The 19,852-nt window shown below is 42.4% G+C and carries 23 protein-coding genes; 14 read left to right on the top strand and 9 right to left on the bottom strand.

The window, feature by feature from the left end:
* Positions 1–146: 146 nt before the first annotated feature.
* The 4 genes from OQJ75_RS19195 to OQJ75_RS19210 form a co-directional block, all read right to left on the bottom strand.
* Positions 147–797: a hypothetical protein gene (locus tag OQJ75_RS19195; RefSeq protein ID WP_265974516.1), complete on the bottom strand. Its 651-nt coding sequence runs from the start codon at positions 795–797 to the stop codon at positions 147–149.
* A 154-nt stretch (positions 798–951) separates the two neighbouring features.
* Entirely contained in the window at positions 952–1,488 is a 537-nt protein-coding gene (locus tag OQJ75_RS19200) for a DUF4823 domain-containing protein (protein WP_265974517.1), read from the bottom strand.
* Positions 1,489–2,395: 907 nt separating this feature from the next.
* Entirely contained in the window at positions 2,396–3,601 is a 1,206-nt protein-coding gene (locus tag OQJ75_RS19205; protein ID WP_265974518.1) for an alpha/beta hydrolase, read from the bottom strand.
* Between the two features lie 9 nt (positions 3,602–3,610).
* On the bottom strand, positions 3,611–4,585 hold the full coding sequence (locus tag OQJ75_RS19210) for a DUF2860 domain-containing protein (protein ID WP_265974519.1): 975 nt from the start codon (positions 4,583–4,585) through the stop codon (positions 3,611–3,613).
* A gap of 537 nt (positions 4,586–5,122) precedes the next feature.
* Here OQJ75_RS19210 and OQJ75_RS19215 point away from each other — a divergent pair.
* The 9 genes from OQJ75_RS19215 (at position 5,123) to OQJ75_RS19255 (ending at position 12,875) form a co-directional block, all read left to right on the top strand.
* On the top strand, positions 5,123–5,848 hold the full coding sequence (locus OQJ75_RS19215) for a hypothetical protein (RefSeq protein WP_265974521.1): 726 nt from the start codon (positions 5,123–5,125) through the stop codon (positions 5,846–5,848).
* Positions 5,826–6,389: a hypothetical protein gene (locus OQJ75_RS19220; protein ID WP_265974522.1), complete on the top strand. Its 564-nt coding sequence runs from the start codon at positions 5,826–5,828 to the stop codon at positions 6,387–6,389. Before OQJ75_RS19215 ends, OQJ75_RS19220 begins: the two co-directional genes overlap by 23 nt.
* Before the next feature lie 786 nt (positions 6,390–7,175).
* A complete protein-coding gene (locus OQJ75_RS19225; protein ID WP_265974523.1) occupies positions 7,176–7,337 on the top strand; it encodes a carbon storage regulator in 162 nt (53 codons plus the stop codon).
* Positions 7,338–7,423: 86 nt separating this feature from the next.
* Positions 7,424–7,726 carry a hypothetical protein gene (locus tag OQJ75_RS19230; protein WP_048669466.1) on the top strand — a complete coding sequence of 101 codons (303 nt, stop codon included), beginning with the start codon at positions 7,424–7,426 and terminating at the stop codon, positions 7,724–7,726.
* Positions 7,727–8,141: 415 nt separating this feature from the next.
* Positions 8,142–8,930, top strand: a complete 789-nt coding sequence (locus tag OQJ75_RS19235) for a phospholipase A (protein WP_265974524.1) — start codon at positions 8,142–8,144, stop codon at positions 8,928–8,930.
* Between the two features lie 224 nt (positions 8,931–9,154).
* Positions 9,155–9,364, top strand: a complete 210-nt coding sequence (locus OQJ75_RS19240) for a hypothetical protein (protein WP_114635717.1) — start codon at positions 9,155–9,157, stop codon at positions 9,362–9,364.
* Positions 9,357–9,914 (top strand): prepilin-type N-terminal cleavage/methylation domain-containing protein, encoded by a 558-nt coding sequence (locus OQJ75_RS22545; protein WP_323054485.1) that lies wholly within the window; start codon positions 9,357–9,359, stop codon positions 9,912–9,914. The genes OQJ75_RS19240 and OQJ75_RS22545 overlap by 8 nt, the downstream gene beginning before the upstream one ends.
* A gap of 457 nt (positions 9,915–10,371) precedes the next feature.
* Positions 10,372–12,186 (top strand): hypothetical protein, encoded by a 1,815-nt coding sequence (locus tag OQJ75_RS19250; protein ID WP_265974525.1) that lies wholly within the window; start codon positions 10,372–10,374, stop codon positions 12,184–12,186.
* 257 nt (positions 12,187–12,443) lie between these two features.
* Positions 12,444–12,875 (top strand): TetR family transcriptional regulator, encoded by a 432-nt coding sequence (locus OQJ75_RS19255; RefSeq protein WP_265974526.1) that lies wholly within the window; start codon positions 12,444–12,446, stop codon positions 12,873–12,875.
* 22 nt (positions 12,876–12,897) lie between these two features.
* On the opposite strand, the gene OQJ75_RS19260 is transcribed toward OQJ75_RS19255, so the two are convergent.
* On the bottom strand, positions 12,898–13,227 hold the full coding sequence (locus OQJ75_RS19260) for a hypothetical protein (RefSeq protein ID WP_155758796.1): 330 nt from the start codon (positions 13,225–13,227) through the stop codon (positions 12,898–12,900).
* A gap of 3 nt (positions 13,228–13,230) precedes the next feature.
* Positions 13,231–13,539, bottom strand: coding sequence for a hypothetical protein (locus OQJ75_RS19265; RefSeq protein ID WP_065206368.1), 309 nt, complete (start codon positions 13,537–13,539; stop codon positions 13,231–13,233).
* A 241-nt stretch (positions 13,540–13,780) separates the two neighbouring features.
* Between OQJ75_RS19265 and OQJ75_RS19270 the strand changes: the two genes are divergently transcribed.
* From OQJ75_RS19270 to OQJ75_RS19290, 5 genes are all read left to right on the top strand, one after another.
* Positions 13,781–14,041 (top strand): type II toxin-antitoxin system Phd/YefM family antitoxin, encoded by a 261-nt coding sequence (locus tag OQJ75_RS19270; protein ID WP_065206367.1) that lies wholly within the window; start codon positions 13,781–13,783, stop codon positions 14,039–14,041.
* A complete protein-coding gene (locus OQJ75_RS19275) occupies positions 14,041–14,334 on the top strand; it encodes a type II toxin-antitoxin system RelE/ParE family toxin (protein WP_265974527.1) in 294 nt (97 codons plus the stop codon). The genes OQJ75_RS19270 and OQJ75_RS19275 overlap by 1 nt, the downstream gene beginning before the upstream one ends.
* Positions 14,335–14,888: 554 nt before the next feature.
* Positions 14,889–15,407, top strand: coding sequence for a hypothetical protein (locus OQJ75_RS19280; protein WP_265974528.1), 519 nt, complete (start codon positions 14,889–14,891; stop codon positions 15,405–15,407).
* 43 nt (positions 15,408–15,450) lie between these two features.
* Positions 15,451–15,807 (top strand): MerR family transcriptional regulator, encoded by a 357-nt coding sequence (locus OQJ75_RS19285; protein ID WP_265974529.1) that lies wholly within the window; start codon positions 15,451–15,453, stop codon positions 15,805–15,807.
* Positions 15,808–15,867: 60 nt separating this feature from the next.
* Positions 15,868–16,248: a carboxymuconolactone decarboxylase family protein gene (locus OQJ75_RS19290; protein ID WP_265974530.1), complete on the top strand. Its 381-nt coding sequence runs from the start codon at positions 15,868–15,870 to the stop codon at positions 16,246–16,248.
* Positions 16,249–16,359: 111 nt separating this feature from the next.
* Here the strand turns inward: OQJ75_RS19290 and OQJ75_RS19295 are convergent, their stop codons facing one another.
* The 3 genes from OQJ75_RS19295 to xdhC form a co-directional block, all read right to left on the bottom strand.
* Complete coding sequence (locus OQJ75_RS19295) at positions 16,360–17,241, bottom strand: AEC family transporter (protein WP_076667189.1); 882 nt, start codon at positions 17,239–17,241, stop codon at positions 16,360–16,362.
* A gap of 287 nt (positions 17,242–17,528) precedes the next feature.
* Entirely contained in the window at positions 17,529–18,863 is a 1,335-nt protein-coding gene (gene guaD, locus OQJ75_RS19300; protein ID WP_265974531.1) for a guanine deaminase, read from the bottom strand.
* A 59-nt stretch (positions 18,864–18,922) separates the two neighbouring features.
* Entirely contained in the window at positions 18,923–19,804 is an 882-nt protein-coding gene (gene xdhC, locus OQJ75_RS19305) for a xanthine dehydrogenase accessory protein XdhC (protein WP_017630713.1), read from the bottom strand.
* Positions 19,805–19,852 lie beyond the last annotated feature (48 nt).

Raw genomic sequence — 19,852 nt, forward strand, 5'->3', positions numbered from 1 at the left:
CGGATGTTTGACAACCGGGGGAATCCATGTAGCCGCGTTAAGTAGTGAGCAACGCTACCATGAAACTTAACCAGACCACCATAAACACGGAAACCCAACATTAGCACCAAAATCGCCAAGCGTTGGGAATCTGTCTTAAACGCTTGTTATATTTTTTTTGACCTGTCAATTTCGGAAAATAGCGAAAAGAAAAAATCCTGGAATAACTGCAAGCAATGAAAACTAAAACCTTCTTTTATAAATACTTTAAAATCAGGTTTTAACTCTAAAAATTGTGACTGTTCAACGTAAGAGATTAACGATGTATTTCCTGACTTTACAGTTCCTTCACTGTGCACAAATGCATTTCTAATTTGTTGGATCCGTTGTATCTCTAACCAAACATCACTACAAGGAAAGTTAATCTGCACAACTTTCTCTAGATATTTTTTGGATTTATCTATTATTCCATGTGCTGATAAGTCTGAAAGTTTTATGGGATGCTCGATATTTTCTTCAAATATTTCACACACTTTATTTAAACCGTTTTCCAGAATCGTATATCCACTAATTAACTCAGACTTTCTCTGGATTAGTGGAAAGGTAACTGACAAGTCAAAAAAATCATCTTCTCTATAACACTTGAAGCCATTCGCATCCAACTCACTCAATTGTTCAGTTATTACTAAAAGCTCTTGGTTAAAAGAATCAACTTCAGACGCTAATAACAACTCAACTTTTTTAACATGATCTTTATAGAGATCTAATTCTTTTATTAAAAAGCTACAGATTGAAGAAAACTTCACATTATTTTGCATATTAGGCTAAATCCTCGTAAAAATATAACGCCTGCATAACACGTTTACTACCATGCAAATTAAGCCTAAAATTACCACTTAATATGGTAAACTCAAAGAAACCTAGAATGCCGAATGTAGAAAATCGTGTTGATGCATTTATTATATCGTGTACTTAATTTTTAACTGGTACTGCAAAAAGAGTATCAATATACGCGTTAACTGGCTCAGGTAATAAGTCTTGAGGATGATCGCCACCCAATGTTGCAAGTCCGCTTGAACCATCAATAATCGCCGAGCTTAGTTCAACATTATTTTTAATATCCCAAGTTACAATTTTCACTTCAACTTTATCAGCTTTAGCCGACCATTCCGTTGCACGATCTTCCCAATGCATAATTGTTGGGTAAAACAAATAATCTGAACCATTACTTTCAGCAAGCTTAATCGATTCTTTAAATGATCCAGCTTCGTTAGCAACAGTGATATCGTTCATTTTAGTGAGTAAGCCAGATTTAATAACATTACTTAATAATACGCCTGAACCTTTATAGTCTTTCTCGCCATAACGTCCATCCTCTGATAATGCGATATAAACAGATGAACTAGCTGGTATTTTATTAACTACTTCAGTATTAGAAACATTTAAATTATGAGAGTCAGCGCAGCCCGCTAGAGTAGCAATAAAACCTAGAACCAATAATTTTTTCACAATAGTATCCTTATAAGAATTAGGGTTAAATATTACCACACAATACAGTTACCCAAAAAACGATATAACATTTTAATATCGTGCCAGCACGAATTGGTGCATTCAGAACACCTAAAGAACTATATATAACCAACTGAAAATTATACATATAATTAATTTTAGAACTAATCCCTAGTTGAAAACCGTGCAAGCACATATTACTTCCGATTCAAGGCACATTATCAATCAAAAACCTCCCTGTAGTTCTCTACTATTCAATAGCTTAGAAATAGTTGAACAATATAACTGTCATACTCATAAAGTGCAATGCACTTTATTGTGAATTCTACATTTACTAACCAATTTAGGTCAAGGTGATTGGTAAGAAAAATCATATCTAGAAGATGTAAATTCGGTCTAACGTTGGCTATGAGAGCGTGGAAGTTGCGTATCTTATACACTTAAAAACACGCTCTTCAGACTCATTCTTCAGTGCTTTTATTTTGTCTATTAGTCCATCTAGCCCTTTGCGGGATGGAGTGATAGGTCCGCACGCTTTAACTGCTGCTTCAGTTTGAGTAGATTTGGCCATGATTAAGAAATGATATCTACGCTAGATCAAAGATATAAATGGGGTCAGGTCCCTTTTTTGCTCTGACACGAAAGGAGCATTTATAATGCTAAGGATTACCAACTGTCTCGACAAGTAATCACAAATTCAAGACTCTGACTTAAGCTGATTTTCGACATTTACTGGCGACATCGCAACTTGCAATGCGCAGGTTGCGATGTTAGTTAATACCTTGTTTTAAAATGGATATTAGATCTTTTTAGGCTAATTTCTCCCCAACCCTCCAGTACAAATAACATTTTAAAACGCCCTCCACAGTACAGAATTCCATGGAAGGCTTTTCATCTTAGCGTTAGGTTAGATGTTGTCAGATAAGAACTGAATGACTCTGTCGCTGGCATCTTTACTATCTGGACAGTGACCAAATTCATCAGATATATAGACTTCTCCCTTGCTAGATAGTGCAGCGGTTTTCTTCACATCGTCTGGCATCGCAACAGGGTCTTTTTTTGTGTTGATAGCGAGAAGAGGCACATCAATCCTCGTCTTTCCATCAAACAGCCCTTTGTTGTTAAGAGAAAACTGAGGAGCCATTAGTTCGAAGTAAGACATATCTGAAACATCGCCACCAATTCTCGCAATGAAAGAATCTGATGACATTCGCGGGATAAACTTGAGTGTTTCAGTTTTGCCGATTGGTCCATCGACTAATGCGCATCGAGCAACAACGGCCTTTAAGCCTTCCTGGTTAAGCGCAAAATCCAAAAGAGATGGGCCTGCGCCAGAGGAGCCTAAAACTCCGATACGAGTGCTATCCACAATTTTATTTGAACTAAGGAAGTTAAATGCCGCGACATGGGAAGCCCGCTCATAACCAACTTCTATATGGTTTTTATAATCTAGGCCTGCACCTGGGATATCAAACGTTAATACGGCATAGCCTTTGTCGATTAACGGCTTAATACTGTGTTTGTGTTCGATTAGTGTTTTATCAACGCCGCCCGACCACATTATTGCAGGCAAGTTATTGGACCTTGTCGTTGGAAGGTGTAAAAGACCAACGATGCTTCGTCCGTCCTCTCTCTTCATCATAACCTTGTGCACCTTTTCACCGCGTATTGCTGCAGCTGTTAGGTACATTTCGACCGCTTTTTCCATTGCGACAATTTCATTCGGGCGTTGAAGGTTTGGGTAAGCAGCAACCAGATAAGCCGTTGATGCTCGATCGTAACTCTCCGCTAGATTATCCAGACGAGCTTGAACCTCAATGGCTTCTGCCGACTGGGTAAATTCGTAAGTCCAGAAACCTTGTCTATTCTCATTGTTACTGTCTAGCAATCCATCTGCTGTGCTCGATTTAAGACGCTTCACAGTCGACGTAAAATCGGCCTTTTCTAATCCCATTTTTTCCCATTCATCAACACGAAGAGAGCGGTAAAAGTGGTCTTGGTTTTGCGCTAGATCCGACTTAAAAGCGGTATGCGCTGTCATATTGTCATCTTCCGCAAACACTGGTGTCGCTGCCGCGCAAGAGATAAGGCTCGCGAGTAGAATTTTCTTCATATCGATCTCCTAGAACTTATATGTCGCGCCAACACCAATAATGAGCTCAGATTTTTCGTAAAACTCGATGTTTGATGTTGTCACGTCGTAGCCTGCAAGCGCGTTGAATGAAACATTCTCCCAGCCCATTAATTTGTCAAATTCGTATGCAGCAAAAGTCCCAATTTTGCTGTCTTTTTGTTTTTTATTAAAAAAGGCGTGCGTACCATCGAAGCTGACTGAACTGTATTTTCCTGATAGAGCGAAAGCGTGGCGACCATAAAATGCTTTGTACGTTAGCTCAGTGCCAAACTCGGTATTAGACATCGCGTCACCATCGGCAGAGAATGTTTTATACAATAGAGAAGGTTCAAGGATCGAATTAGAACTTAACTGATGAGTGTATGAAATCTTTGAATAGATGCCATCGCCATTTCTATCCAAGGATTTAATGGCTGAGCCAGTTTGGGAAGAACCTGAACTTTCTTCATCAAGTTCAATTGTGTAATAGGCAAAGTCCGCAGAAAAATTTGAATCTAAAATGTTGTCGTACTTTGCACGATAAGCACTACTTGAGAAATCGGTCACCTCGCGGTCATCACCAACAATAAATGGGTCTGCCCATGTTTCGCCACCTAAAGATGGTAGATAAGAAAGTGCAATAGATGAGTTTTCACCAAAGCCGTGCTTGTAGCCTAGCTCTAAAACGAAATCACCGACTGCCACATCTTCTCTAGATGTACCAGCAAACACTTGGTGATTGTTGTCCAAACCGAATGTGTAGCGAATTTGCCCAAGAGGAGCGGCAGCCAACCCCGACTCCGATTCCCCTTTGGTATTCAAGTCGCCCGTTTTTTTCTTTGTATCAGTGTTGAAGTTTGATGTTTCAGAGGTCATTCCAATTAGACCTGACACCTCGCCACTGAACCCAGATTCACCAAGCTCGTTTGCGTTAACCGCAAAAGATACTGACAGTGCAGTAGCCGTCAAAATTAGTTTTTTCATACGTTCTTTTCTATCCTTTTTGAAATAAAAGTGCAATGCATTTTAAGTGAATGATGATAGGCAACGTGTTGTGAAAAATAAGTGAAATTAAGCGCATCTGATGACTCATTTAAAGTGACATCACCATAAAAATGTCCATCGCAACGTTTCGGATAAAAGGCACCTAGTTAAACTGCGTTATATGAAAACAACTCACATTGTCCCCATAAGTGGGCAGCTATGTTTCTATTGCTTCTCCGGTTTAGTTGTCTAACTGTTGAGAAAGCTAAAATGACTAAGCATTTTTCTTGACTTAGGTTGTCTAGATTTACCATTTTTCCCCTCTGGGATTTTTATTTAGTTGCATGTTTTTTAAATACACCTTGCTCTAAAAAAAACATTATTATAAGGTGCGATGCACTTTATGTTGGAGGGAGATTATAGTTGAACGAGCTTAATGAATTATTAGAATCACTGAAGCCCTTCAATACAGGAACCTCTGAAGCGCACGAAGAATTTCGGGCAAACAGAGTACTTTCACCGGAGGAGCTCCTGTGTTTGATTTATCACGATTTGAAATCTTGGACTAAGGTCGAGCCTAATTCGGCCTCTGAAAAGCTACGAGATGCGCTTTACGTGCAGCTTAAACAAGCGCTTCCCGGTATTGAAAAAACTGAAAAGCCTAAAGATGTTGATATTGGTTGGATAATACAAGAGCACATCTGCGCAGAAACGGAAGATTACTCTTTTGGTGTTTACGAAGAGCCTGCTCTACTGCGTGTTCTTGTTCAACCGGGTCAGCCGATCCTCCCTTGCTTGGAAGATGAAGCTGTAGATTGCCAAACAGAGACAGAGCGATTGATGTCTAATTGCCCAGCTTTTGATCTAACGGATTCCAACAATAACGTTGAACAGTGCTTATTGGCGTTCTTTGACTATTACGCCTCGGCGCCGAAGGGAACCTTTCACTTAGGCTCCAAGCTCATCGATGATGTGGAACATTACATTACCGGTGACCTGGGGGGAGGGCGTTTATTCACTACGCCAGATGGTGAAGGTGGAATATCTGACAGTGGTGTGGTTATTGCGACCTTGATCATGTTTGATTTAGCCAAGCTCACAGGCGTGAGTGTGGTTGACAGTGATGATGCCTGCTCGTTTGAATGTATAGAGACCGAAGTAGGCAGTTACTACGAATGCACAACTATTGGTGATATAGCGTGCATATTGAATGACGTAAAATACAGAGTAATGAAAAATGATGAAAACGACCGCAGATGTTAAGCAAGCAGGTCATTGCCTATTTAGCATCCCACATGACGATACCTATCAGTTGGAGTACCCATACTTTGTTGACTTCTTCGCCAACAAGTCAAACATAGGCTTACCAGAGTTAATTGTTGGCAGCAACATGGTTTATGGATGGATGCCAACCATACTGAAAATCAAGTCAATTAATTTTGAACCTGCACTTAAGGCTTTGAATAAAGCAAACGGTGGAGAAATGCTAACGGATGAGGACTTCAAAGCCATTGTTGCGGTTGTAAACAACTCTTTAGTTGGTACTTCTAAGTTGCTGCACTTTGTAAATCCTGCCATTTATCCGATATGGGATAGTCGTGTCAGCCTTTGGCTTTTAGGCTCTAAAAGTAGCTCTCAACTTAACAGTATTCCCAATTACCGGAGTTACATGAGTTTGTGTGAACAATTGACTAATGATGATGAATTCCTGAAATTAACCAGTCAGTTTGAACAACATATTGGTTATGCCGTTACGCCTGTTCGTGTTGCTGAGTTAATCATGTTTACCTCTGGCAGAGTGTAGGCGGCACTTTTTTGCGTCTCTGGACTTTAGACGCTGTTTGCAACAATTTTCCGAGTATTCAAGCGGAAGATGTCAGAGAGGATTGAATCTAAGCTTTCAAAAGGGAAGGCTTAGCTCTCTTGGGAAACTGAAGCGCCGGCGTCGTTTGATGACGAGAACCAATACGCAAAAGTCTCTCGTAGCAGCGATAAGCGAGGGCTTATGGTTGAGCTAAGCAGATTACCTGTCGAGGTGTACGATGAAATCGTCCAATTTATCTAAGTTTTATGGGTTGTGCCATTAAGTGAGATTTTACAGACGACGAGATGATGCAACAGAACCTATTACAATAAATATACATATAAATGCTTATAATTGGTTGGCTTTTTCATAATCTATTGCTTAGTGGTCATGAACATTTAACCATCGTACTAACCAATTTTTCCTTCAATCACTTGGTGTCAAAATAAATTTGAGTCAACGAAAATAAGTTTGACCGTTTATGGTTTAAGGGTTTATTATTGCCCACAAATAAAGTGCAGTGCACTTTATTTGTGAATGTAACACGATATAAGCCATTTAAACTAATAAAAAATAGTGAATGAAAATATCTAACGGCGGGATTAAGAAACGTTTTTTGTGCTATTGAGACCTCCTAGGTTCCGTTTGGGTTTGCACTATCTGGCAGTAATTACATTTCATTACAAGTAGTTACATGAAAGTCGTGCTAGATGAAGCCAGCAGTGAATAACTATTAATTCAACTAGAAACTATCGGAATACACACGGTAAAACGAGAAGAAAAGCAATGTTAAGACTCACTCGAAAGGTTGGCCAATCTCTAACCATCACTGACGAAAACGGCACAATCGTAATGGAAGTAACAGTGTGCAAGATGAGCAGTGGACAGGTTGGCCTTGGTATCAGCAGTGACCGCGAAAAAGTAAGATCTATCGCACCGAAACTATGACGTCAGAACAAACGGAAGCATTAAATAATAACGCTTTCCCCAATAGAGACTCCGGCCCTTTGGCTATTAAATCAAAGAGATGAAAAATGAAAAAGCTACTTATCGCACTTGCCATTATGGCACCAATGTCTGCTAACGCTGGTGCACCAGCAAACGCAGGTAAAACATTCGCTCAAATAACAGCCTGTCACTTGGCTAGAGAGCTTGATGGCGGTGAAAAAGCTGGAGCTAACTTTGCAGTTATTGAAAAGTACAAAGTTGGTAAAAAAGGCGAGTGGTGGAAAAACCAAATGAAAAAGGCTCAAAAGAAGGAATTTCGCCGCTTGGATGACACCAACAAGTTAGAGCTAGCGATTATGTGCGGCATCATCAGGGATAAGTACCTTTAATGACACTATATGAATGCCTATTAGCGCTAAACATGACAGTGGGAGTAATCGTTATCTTATCTATTGTAGCGCTTTACCGATTTATCAAATTAAACATTGAGAACAACAACAGACACTAGAATGGAAAAAGCGCTTATGTGAGTTGCAACAATTCCTTAAGTGGCCGGTAACTCCTTTTTTATTTGGCCATTTAAAGTGCAGTGAACCTTAAGGTCGGGTTTATGTAAAAATGACCGTATTTATCACTAGCGCTTTATCTACTCCAATCTCAACAGAGAGTTACCTGGTTAGTGGCAGTCACAAGAACGCAGACGTGAGCACGGTTAGCTTCGACGTCGACGACTGCTGGTAACAACAACAGGATGGTAAGGGAACACCATTCACCAAAATTATTATCAAGTTGGCAAGTTCACAAATGAAAAAACTAACAGTCGCAATCACCGTTCCTTTTCTTTGCCTGGTAGCAAGCCAAGTAAATGCAAAATCTAACAAAGGTGTGAGCATCTATGACGACACTTACGTCATGCAGACGTACACCACGGATATAAACCAAGCAGTTTATGACGAGGCCTATGGTAGCGATATGGATGAGCTTAAGGAAATGGAGATCAAATACCAATTCTCACTATCTATACCTGTAGTGCAACTCAAGTACAGTTCGCTAATGGCTAGCTATACACAATTGTCATTATGGCAACTTGGTAACAAAGAAGCTTCAGCACCGTTTCGTGAAACCAATTACAAGCCCCAACTATTCATGATGCACCAGGGGAACTACGGTCCATTCAATAGCATCGAGTATGGATACCGCCACCAATCCAACGGCAAGGATGAGGGTACAAGCCGCTCCTGGGATATGGGTTTCTTAGCTCTAGAGCGAGTGAATACAAAGCTCGAATACGGATTGCAAGGTTGGTATGCGGCAAGTCTTAGTGATAACCCGGATATTAAAGACTTCATACCTCCCTATGAGATTTGGGCGAAATACCACTCAGGCATTGGCTACATAAAGATCAAGTCGGCGTACAACTTCACTACTGATAAGGGCCATGTTGAATTGGGGTACACACTTCCTCTTAACAAGTTCATTGGCCTATATGCGCAAGTGTTCGAAGGTTATGGCGAGTCGCTTATCGATTACAACCACCGTCAAACAAGAATTGGATTAGGTGTGACCATAGCGCCGGATCTCAAGATTTTGTAAACACACAAAGTAACGGAATGGCTTCACCCCGCTATGGTCGATAGACCAAGCAATTGACTACTTACAGAACGGGAAGATCCACGAGTTTGTATCCAACCGTGACGACCAAAGGTTTGAGAAACGTTGAGCATTGAACGAATACACCGAAATTGGTGGGAGCGCATTCTTTTGACTGCGAAATTTAAAAACTCCCAAACGGGGGAAGTAATAAGGATTTGGCGCTTTTGAAATTAAATATCCATAAACCGAGCATTCAGCAAGACATTAAGAACGCAACCAGCTTTATGAACGGAGCTCTTAAAAATCAAGGCTTAACAGCGAGGGTTAACGGGCAAAGCCAGATTGAGGTTAAGACCAACAACGGCGTAGTTCTGAAGCGCATCGAGGGCGCGGAAGTGGCTAAGAAAATGAATGGGGTTAACATTTATGTTTAAACAAAAAAATAATGGCTTCACGTTAATCGAATTGATTGTAGTAATCGTAGTTCTTGCAGTGCTAGCCGTGTCAGCTCTGCCGCGCTTTCTAAATATTCAAGATGACGCGAAAGTCGCTGTCATGGATGGCGTTAAAGGTTCATTGAGTGGTGGAGTAGGCATAGCTTACGGAAAATTGGCAGCGAATGGACTGGAAACCAAAACTTATACAGGACAGCCAAGTGGTCTCGATCCAAACTATCCAGACCTAACTGATATATTCCCCGACTGCACTACCGCTAACTGTGCATTTTATCGTGGCTACCCAAGTGCAAGGCGGGAGTCTCTCGCTATTGTGATTGGTGGTGTTGGTGAGGGGGAAGACTTGAATTTTGCTGACCTCGATGAACAGTTCGTCAACATCGATGGTAAATTAGCAATGCAGATAGCGATTACTGACGCCAAAAACATCAATAACAAGAAGTTGGTGAGTGGGAGCTGTCACGTGCTATACGCAATGTGGCTTAATGCTAATGAGCCACCAATAATCGAATTGGTGGGGTGCGAGTAATGTACTTGTTGTGATATGTCACTATTTTTACTAGAAAAACCGCTCTTAGGATTAGAAGGCCCAACACTCAACCATTATAACGGACGATCCTGTTGAACAAGTTTTTATTCACAACTCCCTGTCGCCCCATACGCATACGCACTAGACAATACAACAGAACCATCGGTTGTCATCAAATATTATGAAGAGTATTACATCACCTTCAATACCTAGCACACCTGACGATCACGATATCAAACACGACTAAGTACCCTAAGCCAAGTATGTATCGAGCTCTAAGGTAGTTGTTTTTGCTTAATTTAATCATTTATAACTCAGAAAATGAATAGGTAAGGTTAGCTAACCAATCTAAGAAAACTTATGGTAATTGCTAAAATAAAGTACAGCGCCCTTTATTTTAAGGTAAGATGTACTCTTACAAACATGTATTACTCGCAAAACCAAAAGAAACATAAAAATGAACAAGACAATTTTATCCGTAATGCTTACCACAGCCCTCGTTGGCTGTGGCTCTAGCGATGAGAAGCACTCGACCCCTCCAACTCCAGCTCCAACTATTGTAACTGGCGTTGCTGCTACAGGTGCGCCTATCTATGGTGAGATAACAGTTTTAGATACGAATGGAACAACGCAAGAATACGCGGCAGTAGAAGGCGGTAATTTTAAGTTTGAGAAAAGCAGCATCGCAGCCCCTGCAATTGTTAAAGCTGTGGGAGCAGCTGGAGGTGGCAGTCATGAGATCTACTCTCTTATCTTAACTAATCATCAAGAGATTGGCGTATCGAACATTACCCCTTTCACGCACATCTTGATCTCGAAGATAACAGGTAAGCCCGCAGATGAGGTTTACTCTGAATTCAACACATACAAAGCAGAGCTAACTATTGAAGCTCTCCAATCTGCACAGCAAGAACTGAAACAAGTTCTCAAACCGCTTCTTGATGGTGCGAATATTGCTGACGATTTTGATCTTATAAGCTCAGAGTTTGAAGCTAACTACCAAGATATCGATGCTATTTTGGATTTAGTCGACATTACGATCTCTAATATCGGAGCAACGCTGACCTATAAAGGCGATACAGACTACTCAGTAACGCTGGCTTGGAATGAAAGCTGGAGCAATAAATCTTTTCATAACGGCGCAGTCGAATTAGGGCCTGAAGATATCAAAGAGCCGCTTACCTACATCGTTGCAGCTGACAGTATTCTTGAATCTATGGTTATGCAAGAAACAAAGGATGAGTACTTAAAGTACGTTCACGAGGATGCGTTTTGGTTTGGGCAACCAAAGGAAGGTATGTTTGAGCAGCTCAAATCCATGCTCCCGAATGAAACAGACCCGATGAACCGCTATCGTGACTTTGTGATACAAGAAGTTGCCGATGATGACTCTTATCAACTGGCTTACACTGAGTGCTATCAAGACTCTCCTTTTGCAACATGTGGTCGTGCAAAAGCATGGTTTGCTAAGAATAGTGATGGTCAGATTCAGTTTATGGGTCGTAAAGATAAGCTACCTGTAAGCGTATCAGCAATCATTAAAGTGGGATTCTTTAACCCACACGACCGTACTCAAGGTAACTGGGCGATTGAAGTAGATGCCTTTCCGGATGCAAACACCGTTTGTGGCAAGATTCCGTCTAATTATGACAATACTTCGTGGTTTGCGGGTGTTCCAAAACTCGCAAAGATTTCGGATTACATGGAATTAGAAACGGTCATTGTTTCTGGGGATGGCATTGATGGCAACATTAACTTGGATAGTATTTATAAAGAAGTGACCGACGGAAAAATCACTGGATGTCACCTTGTTGATAGTAATTACGGTTATGTTCGATGGGATAATCAGTTTATGCCATACAGTTTAGTGATTGATGGCTATAAAGTTGCTCCTAACTCAGTGATTAATGACAACGCGAAATACGAAGTCACATACAAATATAAAGATGGCTCACCAGACACTAACGAACAAATATCTATTGGTAAGGGAAAGCAATCGAGTGATGATATGAGTAAATACATTGCTGAGCTGACCGACAGCCGTGCGAGTAGCGGTGATTTCTATATGAGCTGGACTCGAGAGTCTAAACTAGCGACGGATATCGATGTATGGGTTCAAGAGGTTGGTCAATCTGGGACTCAACGAGTGGCAGTTCCTGACGGAAAGACATCTGTCAGTGCGACAACCTTCAATGAGATTAAGCAAGCTACATTAGTTACGTTTGACGAATATGGTCGAAGTATTAGTGTTGGGTATACGTTTGAAGAATAACACGTTATTCAATTAGGATAAGACGACTGTTGCTCACACCGACAGCATCTTGATTAAAGAAGCCTCCATACCGGAGGCTTCTTTGTGTGCAAGTACAGCAGAGAACTCGATGTAACAGACAACCACAAGGAAAGTCAAATGCCTTGTCGTTGTCTTCGATGGGTAGCTTGTTTGAGGAATTAAATTTTTTCTCTTTAGCCTAAACAACAATATCTATTTGATGTAGCATAGATATCATTTCTTAAAAATGTCGAATCATGGCCAAATCTACCCAAGCAGAAGCAGCAATTACCCGCCAGAAAATAATAGATGCCGCTTTTAAAATATCAATCGAGAAAAGTTTTGAGTTCGTCACATTGGGTGAACTTGCCAAGCTCGTTGGCATCACCCGCTCTGGCGTGAATTGTCATTTTAAAAAGAAAGAAGACCTCATAAAAGTTCTTGAACCTATTTTTGCAAAGATGCTAGTAGCACCCCTAGATTTTAGTTCGACCGACGCATTTTATAAGTCATGGACGCAAACTCTAGATAGTGACCCTAATTTTAAAGCAGCAGTTAAAGCGTGCGGGCCTATCATTCCATCTCGTAAAGGGATTGATGGGTTAATAAATAAAATTGAAGCGCCAAAAATAGAAGCAGAAGAGTGCGTTTTTAAATGTATAGGGTACGCAACCTATACGCTCTCATAATATTTGTCATTGGTTGCGTTCTCTAGTCGCAACGGTGAACGTAAAATGTTTCGTCACTCGCTGTTTTCATCGTTATACGTTCCAAGTAACTCTCGAGCTTCTCGTGTCTATGCTTATGGGCCGCAGAGTCCTTGATTATCTTTATGACCTGTTCTAAGGCTTTGATTAGATCGTCTTTGTTGAGCGTAATCCCCACTTGACCATCTTTGATTCCGTGAGTGTCAGCCATGAAAGTCAATACTTCTGCAGAGACACCTCCAATTCTCGCAAAATAGTGAAGTAAATGCTGACATGAGCTGTCACAAATCGAAAAGCTCAAGAACTCAGGGTGGCCAGAGTTTAGGTCAAACATCGATTAGGCAGCCTTTGTGGCATTAAATTTTTTTACCAGTTGTTGATGGCCACTTTTAGCTATCTCCCAGGTTGGGTAACGGTTATGTAATTTGATTTTGTTGCCACTGAAGATAATTGTTTCAAAGAACTCCGGCGTATAACCATCAGTTCTATGATCAAGGGATAGGAACGCGGTGCTAATCAGCACCTCGCCAATGCGATCTACAGCGAGAGCACAACCTAAACCGTTACCGCTTTCTCTTAGCCATGCCTCGTACTCTTCCTGAGTCGCTTGTATTACTTCCTTTCTCTTATCTAAAACGTGTAGCATTCAATTGCCTATAATGTTGGCCGAGCTTTTTACTCGTTCGCATAACTCTCTTGCAGATTAAAGTGCACTGTACTTTATTTGGGTGATTATGAACTTTAATCCCAAACCGGTCAAACAAATATGAATTGAGTATCGGTTCAATAATACCTTTATGGAGGCATCATTAGGTCAAGCTGATATCCAAATAACACAATTGGTCAAATCGTTCGATTCGTTTATAATGAACGAAAAGGAGAATGTTATGCAATCACTTACAGCTAATACAGCTAAAACCAAATTTGGCGATTTGTTGATGAAAGTTCAACGTGAACCCATACAAATCAATAAGAACGGCTCGCCAGTTGCAGTGATGATGTCTTGTGAAGAGTATGAGCAACTTGAAGCCATGAAATTGATGTTCGTTAAATCACGCTTCGAACAAGCAGAAGCCGATGCTTTATCAGGTAACCTAGTCGATGGTAACGACTTCATGAATGCACTGGACCAAGGTAAGTTTGATTAATGACGCACTATAAGCTTTCTTCTGCAGCGCAATCTGATCTCATTGAGATTCGTCGCTATACATTAGAGCGATGGGGGCAAACACAATGGACCGCTTATTTTTCAGAATTAAAGCAATCAATGGAATTACTGGCTAGCAATAAGTTGCTCGGCATAGCGGTTTCAGAGTTGAGGCAAGATTACTTCCGTTTTCCTTTAAAGCACCATGTGATTTATTACACTCGAAAACAAGAGCACATCATTATTGCAGCGGTTCTTGGTAAGCACATGTCTCCGGCTAAGCACTTTTCATAGCTATCTTAGCCCTTTAGATAACTTGGGGTTAATCCATTCTCTTCATATAATCACGCGGCGTACTCGACGCTTCATCGATTAGTTTTAATCTACCGAAAGTCACCCCCTAAACTAAAACGCCTTGCTTACCCCTTAAGGCTGTATCCGGAATTTGTTAACCACAGGTGAACAAATTGAGCAAGCAGATCTAGAAGCCTTGGATTTCAAACTGAATAAAGTTGTTAGTGTTGCTGTTCCTAGAAACCTCGATTTTAGTACCATCAAATAATTCCGAAGTAAGTTTAGTCTCGGTAACTATATGCTCAAATAAACAGCGCTAACTCCAATTGTTGGTGCTGTTTTTACTTTCCTCTTACACTCTTTTCTAACATCGAACCTAGTATCAAATTTCTCTTTGTTATACAGGCAAGTCTCTCATTATGAAGAACTTCTTCGATAGCGAACTCATGCTCTCTAGCTCTTTGAATTTCGTTTTGCTATCGCTTGGGCTAACGCTCCTTTTTCATCTTCCGATTTGGTGTGGGTTCAACTTGAGCCGACGCAAATGGAAGCTTATGGATTATTTATGGCCGTTCTTGGCGGGTATCGGGATGCTGGGTGCAGTGTCTGAGATTCGTGCGAAAGTAGCGGGTGATTGGGTTGAAACAGAACAAACCAGAGCGGTAGCGATTTTAGAGTCGGTTCAGCAGTTTTCTTTGGATAAGCTGAGAAGTGATACCTGCACCGGTCAACCATCTTTGGATAATCACGCTCAGCACCATGAAGCGTGTTTGTGGTATTTGAATACGGCAATCACGTTTAAAGATGTCGATTTCACCTTGCTACCGAATGCATTGGATTTTACGGTCCCTGCGCCGAGCGTGTCGCTGGTGGAAAGCGACGCCGTGTGGGTGGATGGTATGTTGAGCCAGTATGAGAAGCAGAAAAACCAATACATAAAAACCAGAGAAGCGCAGGTGAAGCAGCCATTAGAAAGTATCTTCTGGTATGTGAGTCCTTACTTAGTGTGTTTCGCTATTGCGTTGCGTTTGACGAAAGTGACCGCAGAGCTCAAATTAGATAAGTGCGCATAGTTTGAGCACCTAGTTCTTATACCCAGATAGAAAAGGTGAAGTAATGAATGTGAGTGAGTTTTCTCGGTTGGTGGGTTTGTCCGCCCATACGCTTCGCTACTATGAAAAAATCGGCTTGTTGAAAAATGTTCAACGGAATAGTAGCGGTCATCGAGTCTATACATCGAAGGACGTTACCTGGATTGAGTTTGTGAAGCGGCTGAAAGACACCGCAATGCCACTGGATGAGATTTTAGAGTACGCAAAGCTAAGGGAGTTAGGGCCAGAATCGGCTTCGCAGCGCCAAGTGTTACTTGAACAACATCAACAGAATTTGCGAGCCCATATCGAAGAGCAGCAAAAGCACATGGCAGCGTTGGAAGAAAAAATTAGTTTGTATCGAGATGGAAAAGTCCGTTGACTTAGAGTCGACTCTAACTTGTAAGGTGTTCCTGTGAACTATAAATACAGGAACAGACTCATGAATCAATCACGTTTCGACATTGGCTTAGAAAGACTTAATCACATCGACGGAGAAGCAGGGCAACAGGTTATCGAAAGCCTGCAAGACATTTGCCCTGATCTTGCCAAGTATACTATCGAGTATCCCTTCGGAGACATCTATTCACGCCCCGGTTTGGATTTGAAATCACGAGAGATCGCGACCGTGGCTGCCCTGACCGTACTCGGTAATTGTGCCCCTCAGCTTAAGGTGCATTTGAATGCGGCACTCAATGTCGGATGCAGTAAAGAAGAGATTAAAGAAGTGATACTGCAGATGTCGGTGTATGCGGGATTCCCTTCGGCATTAAATGGCATGTTCGCATTTAAAGAGGTGCTTGCGGAGAGAAACACAGCTTGAGATAAATAGAAAATATAGTCTGAAAAGGGAGCGTCAACTTTGCTAAGTTGCGCTCCCTTTTTATTGATCGGCTGAGTTTTAAAAGTCGTAAACCTGAAGGTTCGCGGTTCTTTAAGACGACATAGACAGCGCGAACGACAACAAAATAGGCAAGGTGACCACACTCAGGAAGTTGCCGAACAACACCATGGACGCGACTTTAGGCGGCTCGACATTGAAGCGTTCTGCAAACAGGTAGTTCATCACGGCGGGTGGCAGCATGGTGAACAGCACCATCATTTGTAAATGCAGCGTTGGCAGTGGGATAAAGAAGTAGATGATGGTAAAGGCTATGGCTCCTGTAAACAGCGATTGAGCCGTACACAACAAGCCGACTTTTAATCCGCTTAGCCTTAAGTTGACCATTTGCGAGCCCAACGACAACAGCATGATAGGCACGGCAGCTTGGCCGAGTAGCGATGTCGCTTCATAGATTGGATTCCACACTGCAATGCCAGATAGGTTGAGCGTCATCGCTAATGCAGCCGCTAAGAATATCGGCATCTTGAGGATCTGTTTGATCGGATTACCTTCACTCAACAGCGCCAAGCCAACACTAATGTGCACGCATGCCGACACCACGAATAGCAATACAGCAGGGGCTAATGCGCTCTCGCCAAAGGTATACGTGAACAGGGGAATTGCAAGGTTGCCACTGTTGCGGAACATGTGTGGCGGAGCCCAAGCTTTGAAGTTGAGCTTAAAGATCTTACAGATTGGAATCATCAATAGTGCTGGCACCAACACCGCAACCAAAGAAGCGGTGATGAGTGGCAGTTGTTCGGTGTCGAGAGGCATGGTGGTCAGCGAGGCAAACACTAGCGCAGGAATACAGACATCCATGTTGATGCGATTGATCGGTTTGAAATCGGGCTTGAGCCAACGACCCACCGCAAAGCCAGCACTGGCTAAAGCAAAAACGGGAAACAGAATGCTGACGACCTGTTCGAACATAGAATTCCTTTCTAGATTGAGTGCTTCCATTTAGCTGAGAAACGAATGTTTTAGAGAGACGCTAAAGTGAAGTATGAAGTCGAGATGTATAAACATTAACCTATCAATATAATGACTTGGCGTCACCGAAGATCGTTGTCTGTGAGCGGTTAATTTATATTTCTTTGAATGAAGCACAAAAAAGACCAGTGGCATCAGCAACTGGTCTTTAAAGGCTAGATAAATCTGGACGGATTTTTAATTAACGACGGCTGTCGCTGTCTAGCGATTGTTACTCGGTTTTCAGTCTAGCTAACGAGCTTCTTGTAGTCTTTGAAATTCACATCGTAGGCTTTCTCACCGTAGATGTAAGTCTCGCTGACGGTTCTGTCGTCACCCAAACTCATTAGTACAAATAGTTTTTCTTCAAGCTTGGTGGCTTGTTCCATTCTGAAGCGCATCAGTTGGGTGGCGTGTAAGTCGAGTACCACGAAATCTGCTTCTTTACCGACTTCTAGGTTACCAATCTTGTCTTCTAAATGGAGCGAACGTGCGCCGCCTAGAGTTGCTAAGAACAGTGATTTGGCTGGGTGCAGTTTCTCTTGTTGAAGCTGCATGATCTTGTAGGCTTCGCTCATGGTTTGCAGAATTGAGAAGCTGGTGCCTGCGCCTACATCGGTACCCATGCCGACACGAATGCCGTGCTCTTCCATTTTCGGTAGCTTGAATAAGCCCGAGCCCAAAAATAGGTTTGAAGTTGGGCAGAAGGCGATGGCAGAATCGGTATCCGCGAGGCGCTTACACTCGCAGTCTGATAAGTGAATGCCGTGCGCGAATACCGAGCGTTTGTGCAGCAGACCATAGTGGTCATAGACATCTAGGTAACTGTCGCGCTCTGGGAACAGCGATTTCACCCACTCGATCTCTTTTTCATTTTCTGAAAGGTGAGTGTGCATGTATACGTCTGGATATTCTTCTAGCAGTTTGCCAACGGTAGCCAATTGCTCTGGTGTACTAGTTGGCGCAAAGCGAGGCGTCACTGCATAAAGCAAACGGCTGCGGTTGTGCCATTTCTCAATCAGTTCTTTGGAGTCAGCGTAGCCAGATTCTGGAGTGTCGGTGAGGTAATCAGGCGCGTTGCGATCCATTAGCACCTTACCTGCGATCATACGTAGGTTGCGCTTCTCAGCTTCTTCAAAGAAAACGTTAACCGACTCTTTGTGTACGGTACCGAACACGAGTGCTGTCGTGGTACCGTTGCTCGCCAGTTCGTCTAGAAATAGCTTCGCTACCTTGTGTGCGTAGACTGGGTTTTTGAAACGTTTTTCTTCTGGGAAGGTGTAGTTCTCTAACCAATCGAGTAGCTGCTCACCGTAAGACGCGATCATCCCCGTTTGAGGGTAGTGGATGTGCGTATCAATAAAGCCAGAGGTGATCAGCTTGTCTTTGTATTCTTTTACTTCGAGTGTTTTAGGTTGGCGAGCCAATACCTCATCGGCAGGGCCTAAGTCGACGACATGGCCGTTCTCAACCACTAAAACACCGTCTTCAAAATAATCGTAAGACTCATCGATACCGACGTCTTTTGGGTCGGCTACGCTGTGTAAAATGCTGGCGCGATAAGCTTTGCGTTGCGTTGTCATGTTTACTTCCTTTTAATGACTTCAGCGACTTAATGGCCACTGAAGCTTTGCGACTTTTATTAGGCGATCTTCTCTTCCAATGGTGGTTCGCCTACATCGCTTGGTTGACTGTGTTGATCGGTCAAATCCTGATTTCGATATTGTTTGGTTGGGCGCTTTTGTTCAAGCGCTTGGCCTTGATAGTGTGCGATCAGTTCACCCGCAACCGATACCGCAATTTCGGCGGGATGTTTGCCATTCACGGCGCTAATGCCAATCGGGCAAATCATGGTTTCGATTTGTTCTTGGCTGTAGCCACGTTGCTCTAAGCGGAAGTCGAACTTTTTACGCTTAGTGAGCGAGCCGATCATGCCGAAGTAACGGCTGTCTTCACGGTCGATAATGGCTTTAGTTAAGTCGAAATCAAGCTGGTGGTTATGCGTCATCACAAGGTAATAGCTGTTCGGCGGCATGTGTTTTACTTCGCCGACTGGATCGTCTGAGACAAGCTTTTTCACACCGTGCGGTAGCGTTTCAGGGAACACTTCTTCACGTTCATCAATCCAGGTCACGCGGAAAGGCAGGGTTGCGACAATGTGCAGTAGCGCTTTGGCAACATGGCCAGCGCCGAACAACACAAGGTGATTCTGCTGAGTGCCAATCGGTTCAAAGCTTAACGTTGCCATTCCGCCACAACATTGGCCTAAACGAGCACCGAGGTTGAAGCGTTCCACTTTGAGCGATTTTTCGCTGGCAATCAGCATTTCACGCGCCATTTTAGTGGCCACATGTTCAAGGTGACCACCACCAATCGTAGCGATGATTCGGTCACGAGTGACAAGCATCTTGGTACCCGCATCACGCGGCACTGAGCCTCTGTCTTCAAGCACTGTCACCATCACACATGGTTCGTAGTTCTCTTCCAGTTTTGCCAGTTCGTGAATCCAATTATCCTTAAACATATGTCCTCCTAAATCCCTTCTGTATTTCCTACGCTAAACGAGCGATAT

This window comes from Vibrio sp. 14G-20, assembly GCF_026241515.1.
Lineage (GTDB): Bacteria > Pseudomonadota > Gammaproteobacteria > Enterobacterales > Vibrionaceae > Vibrio.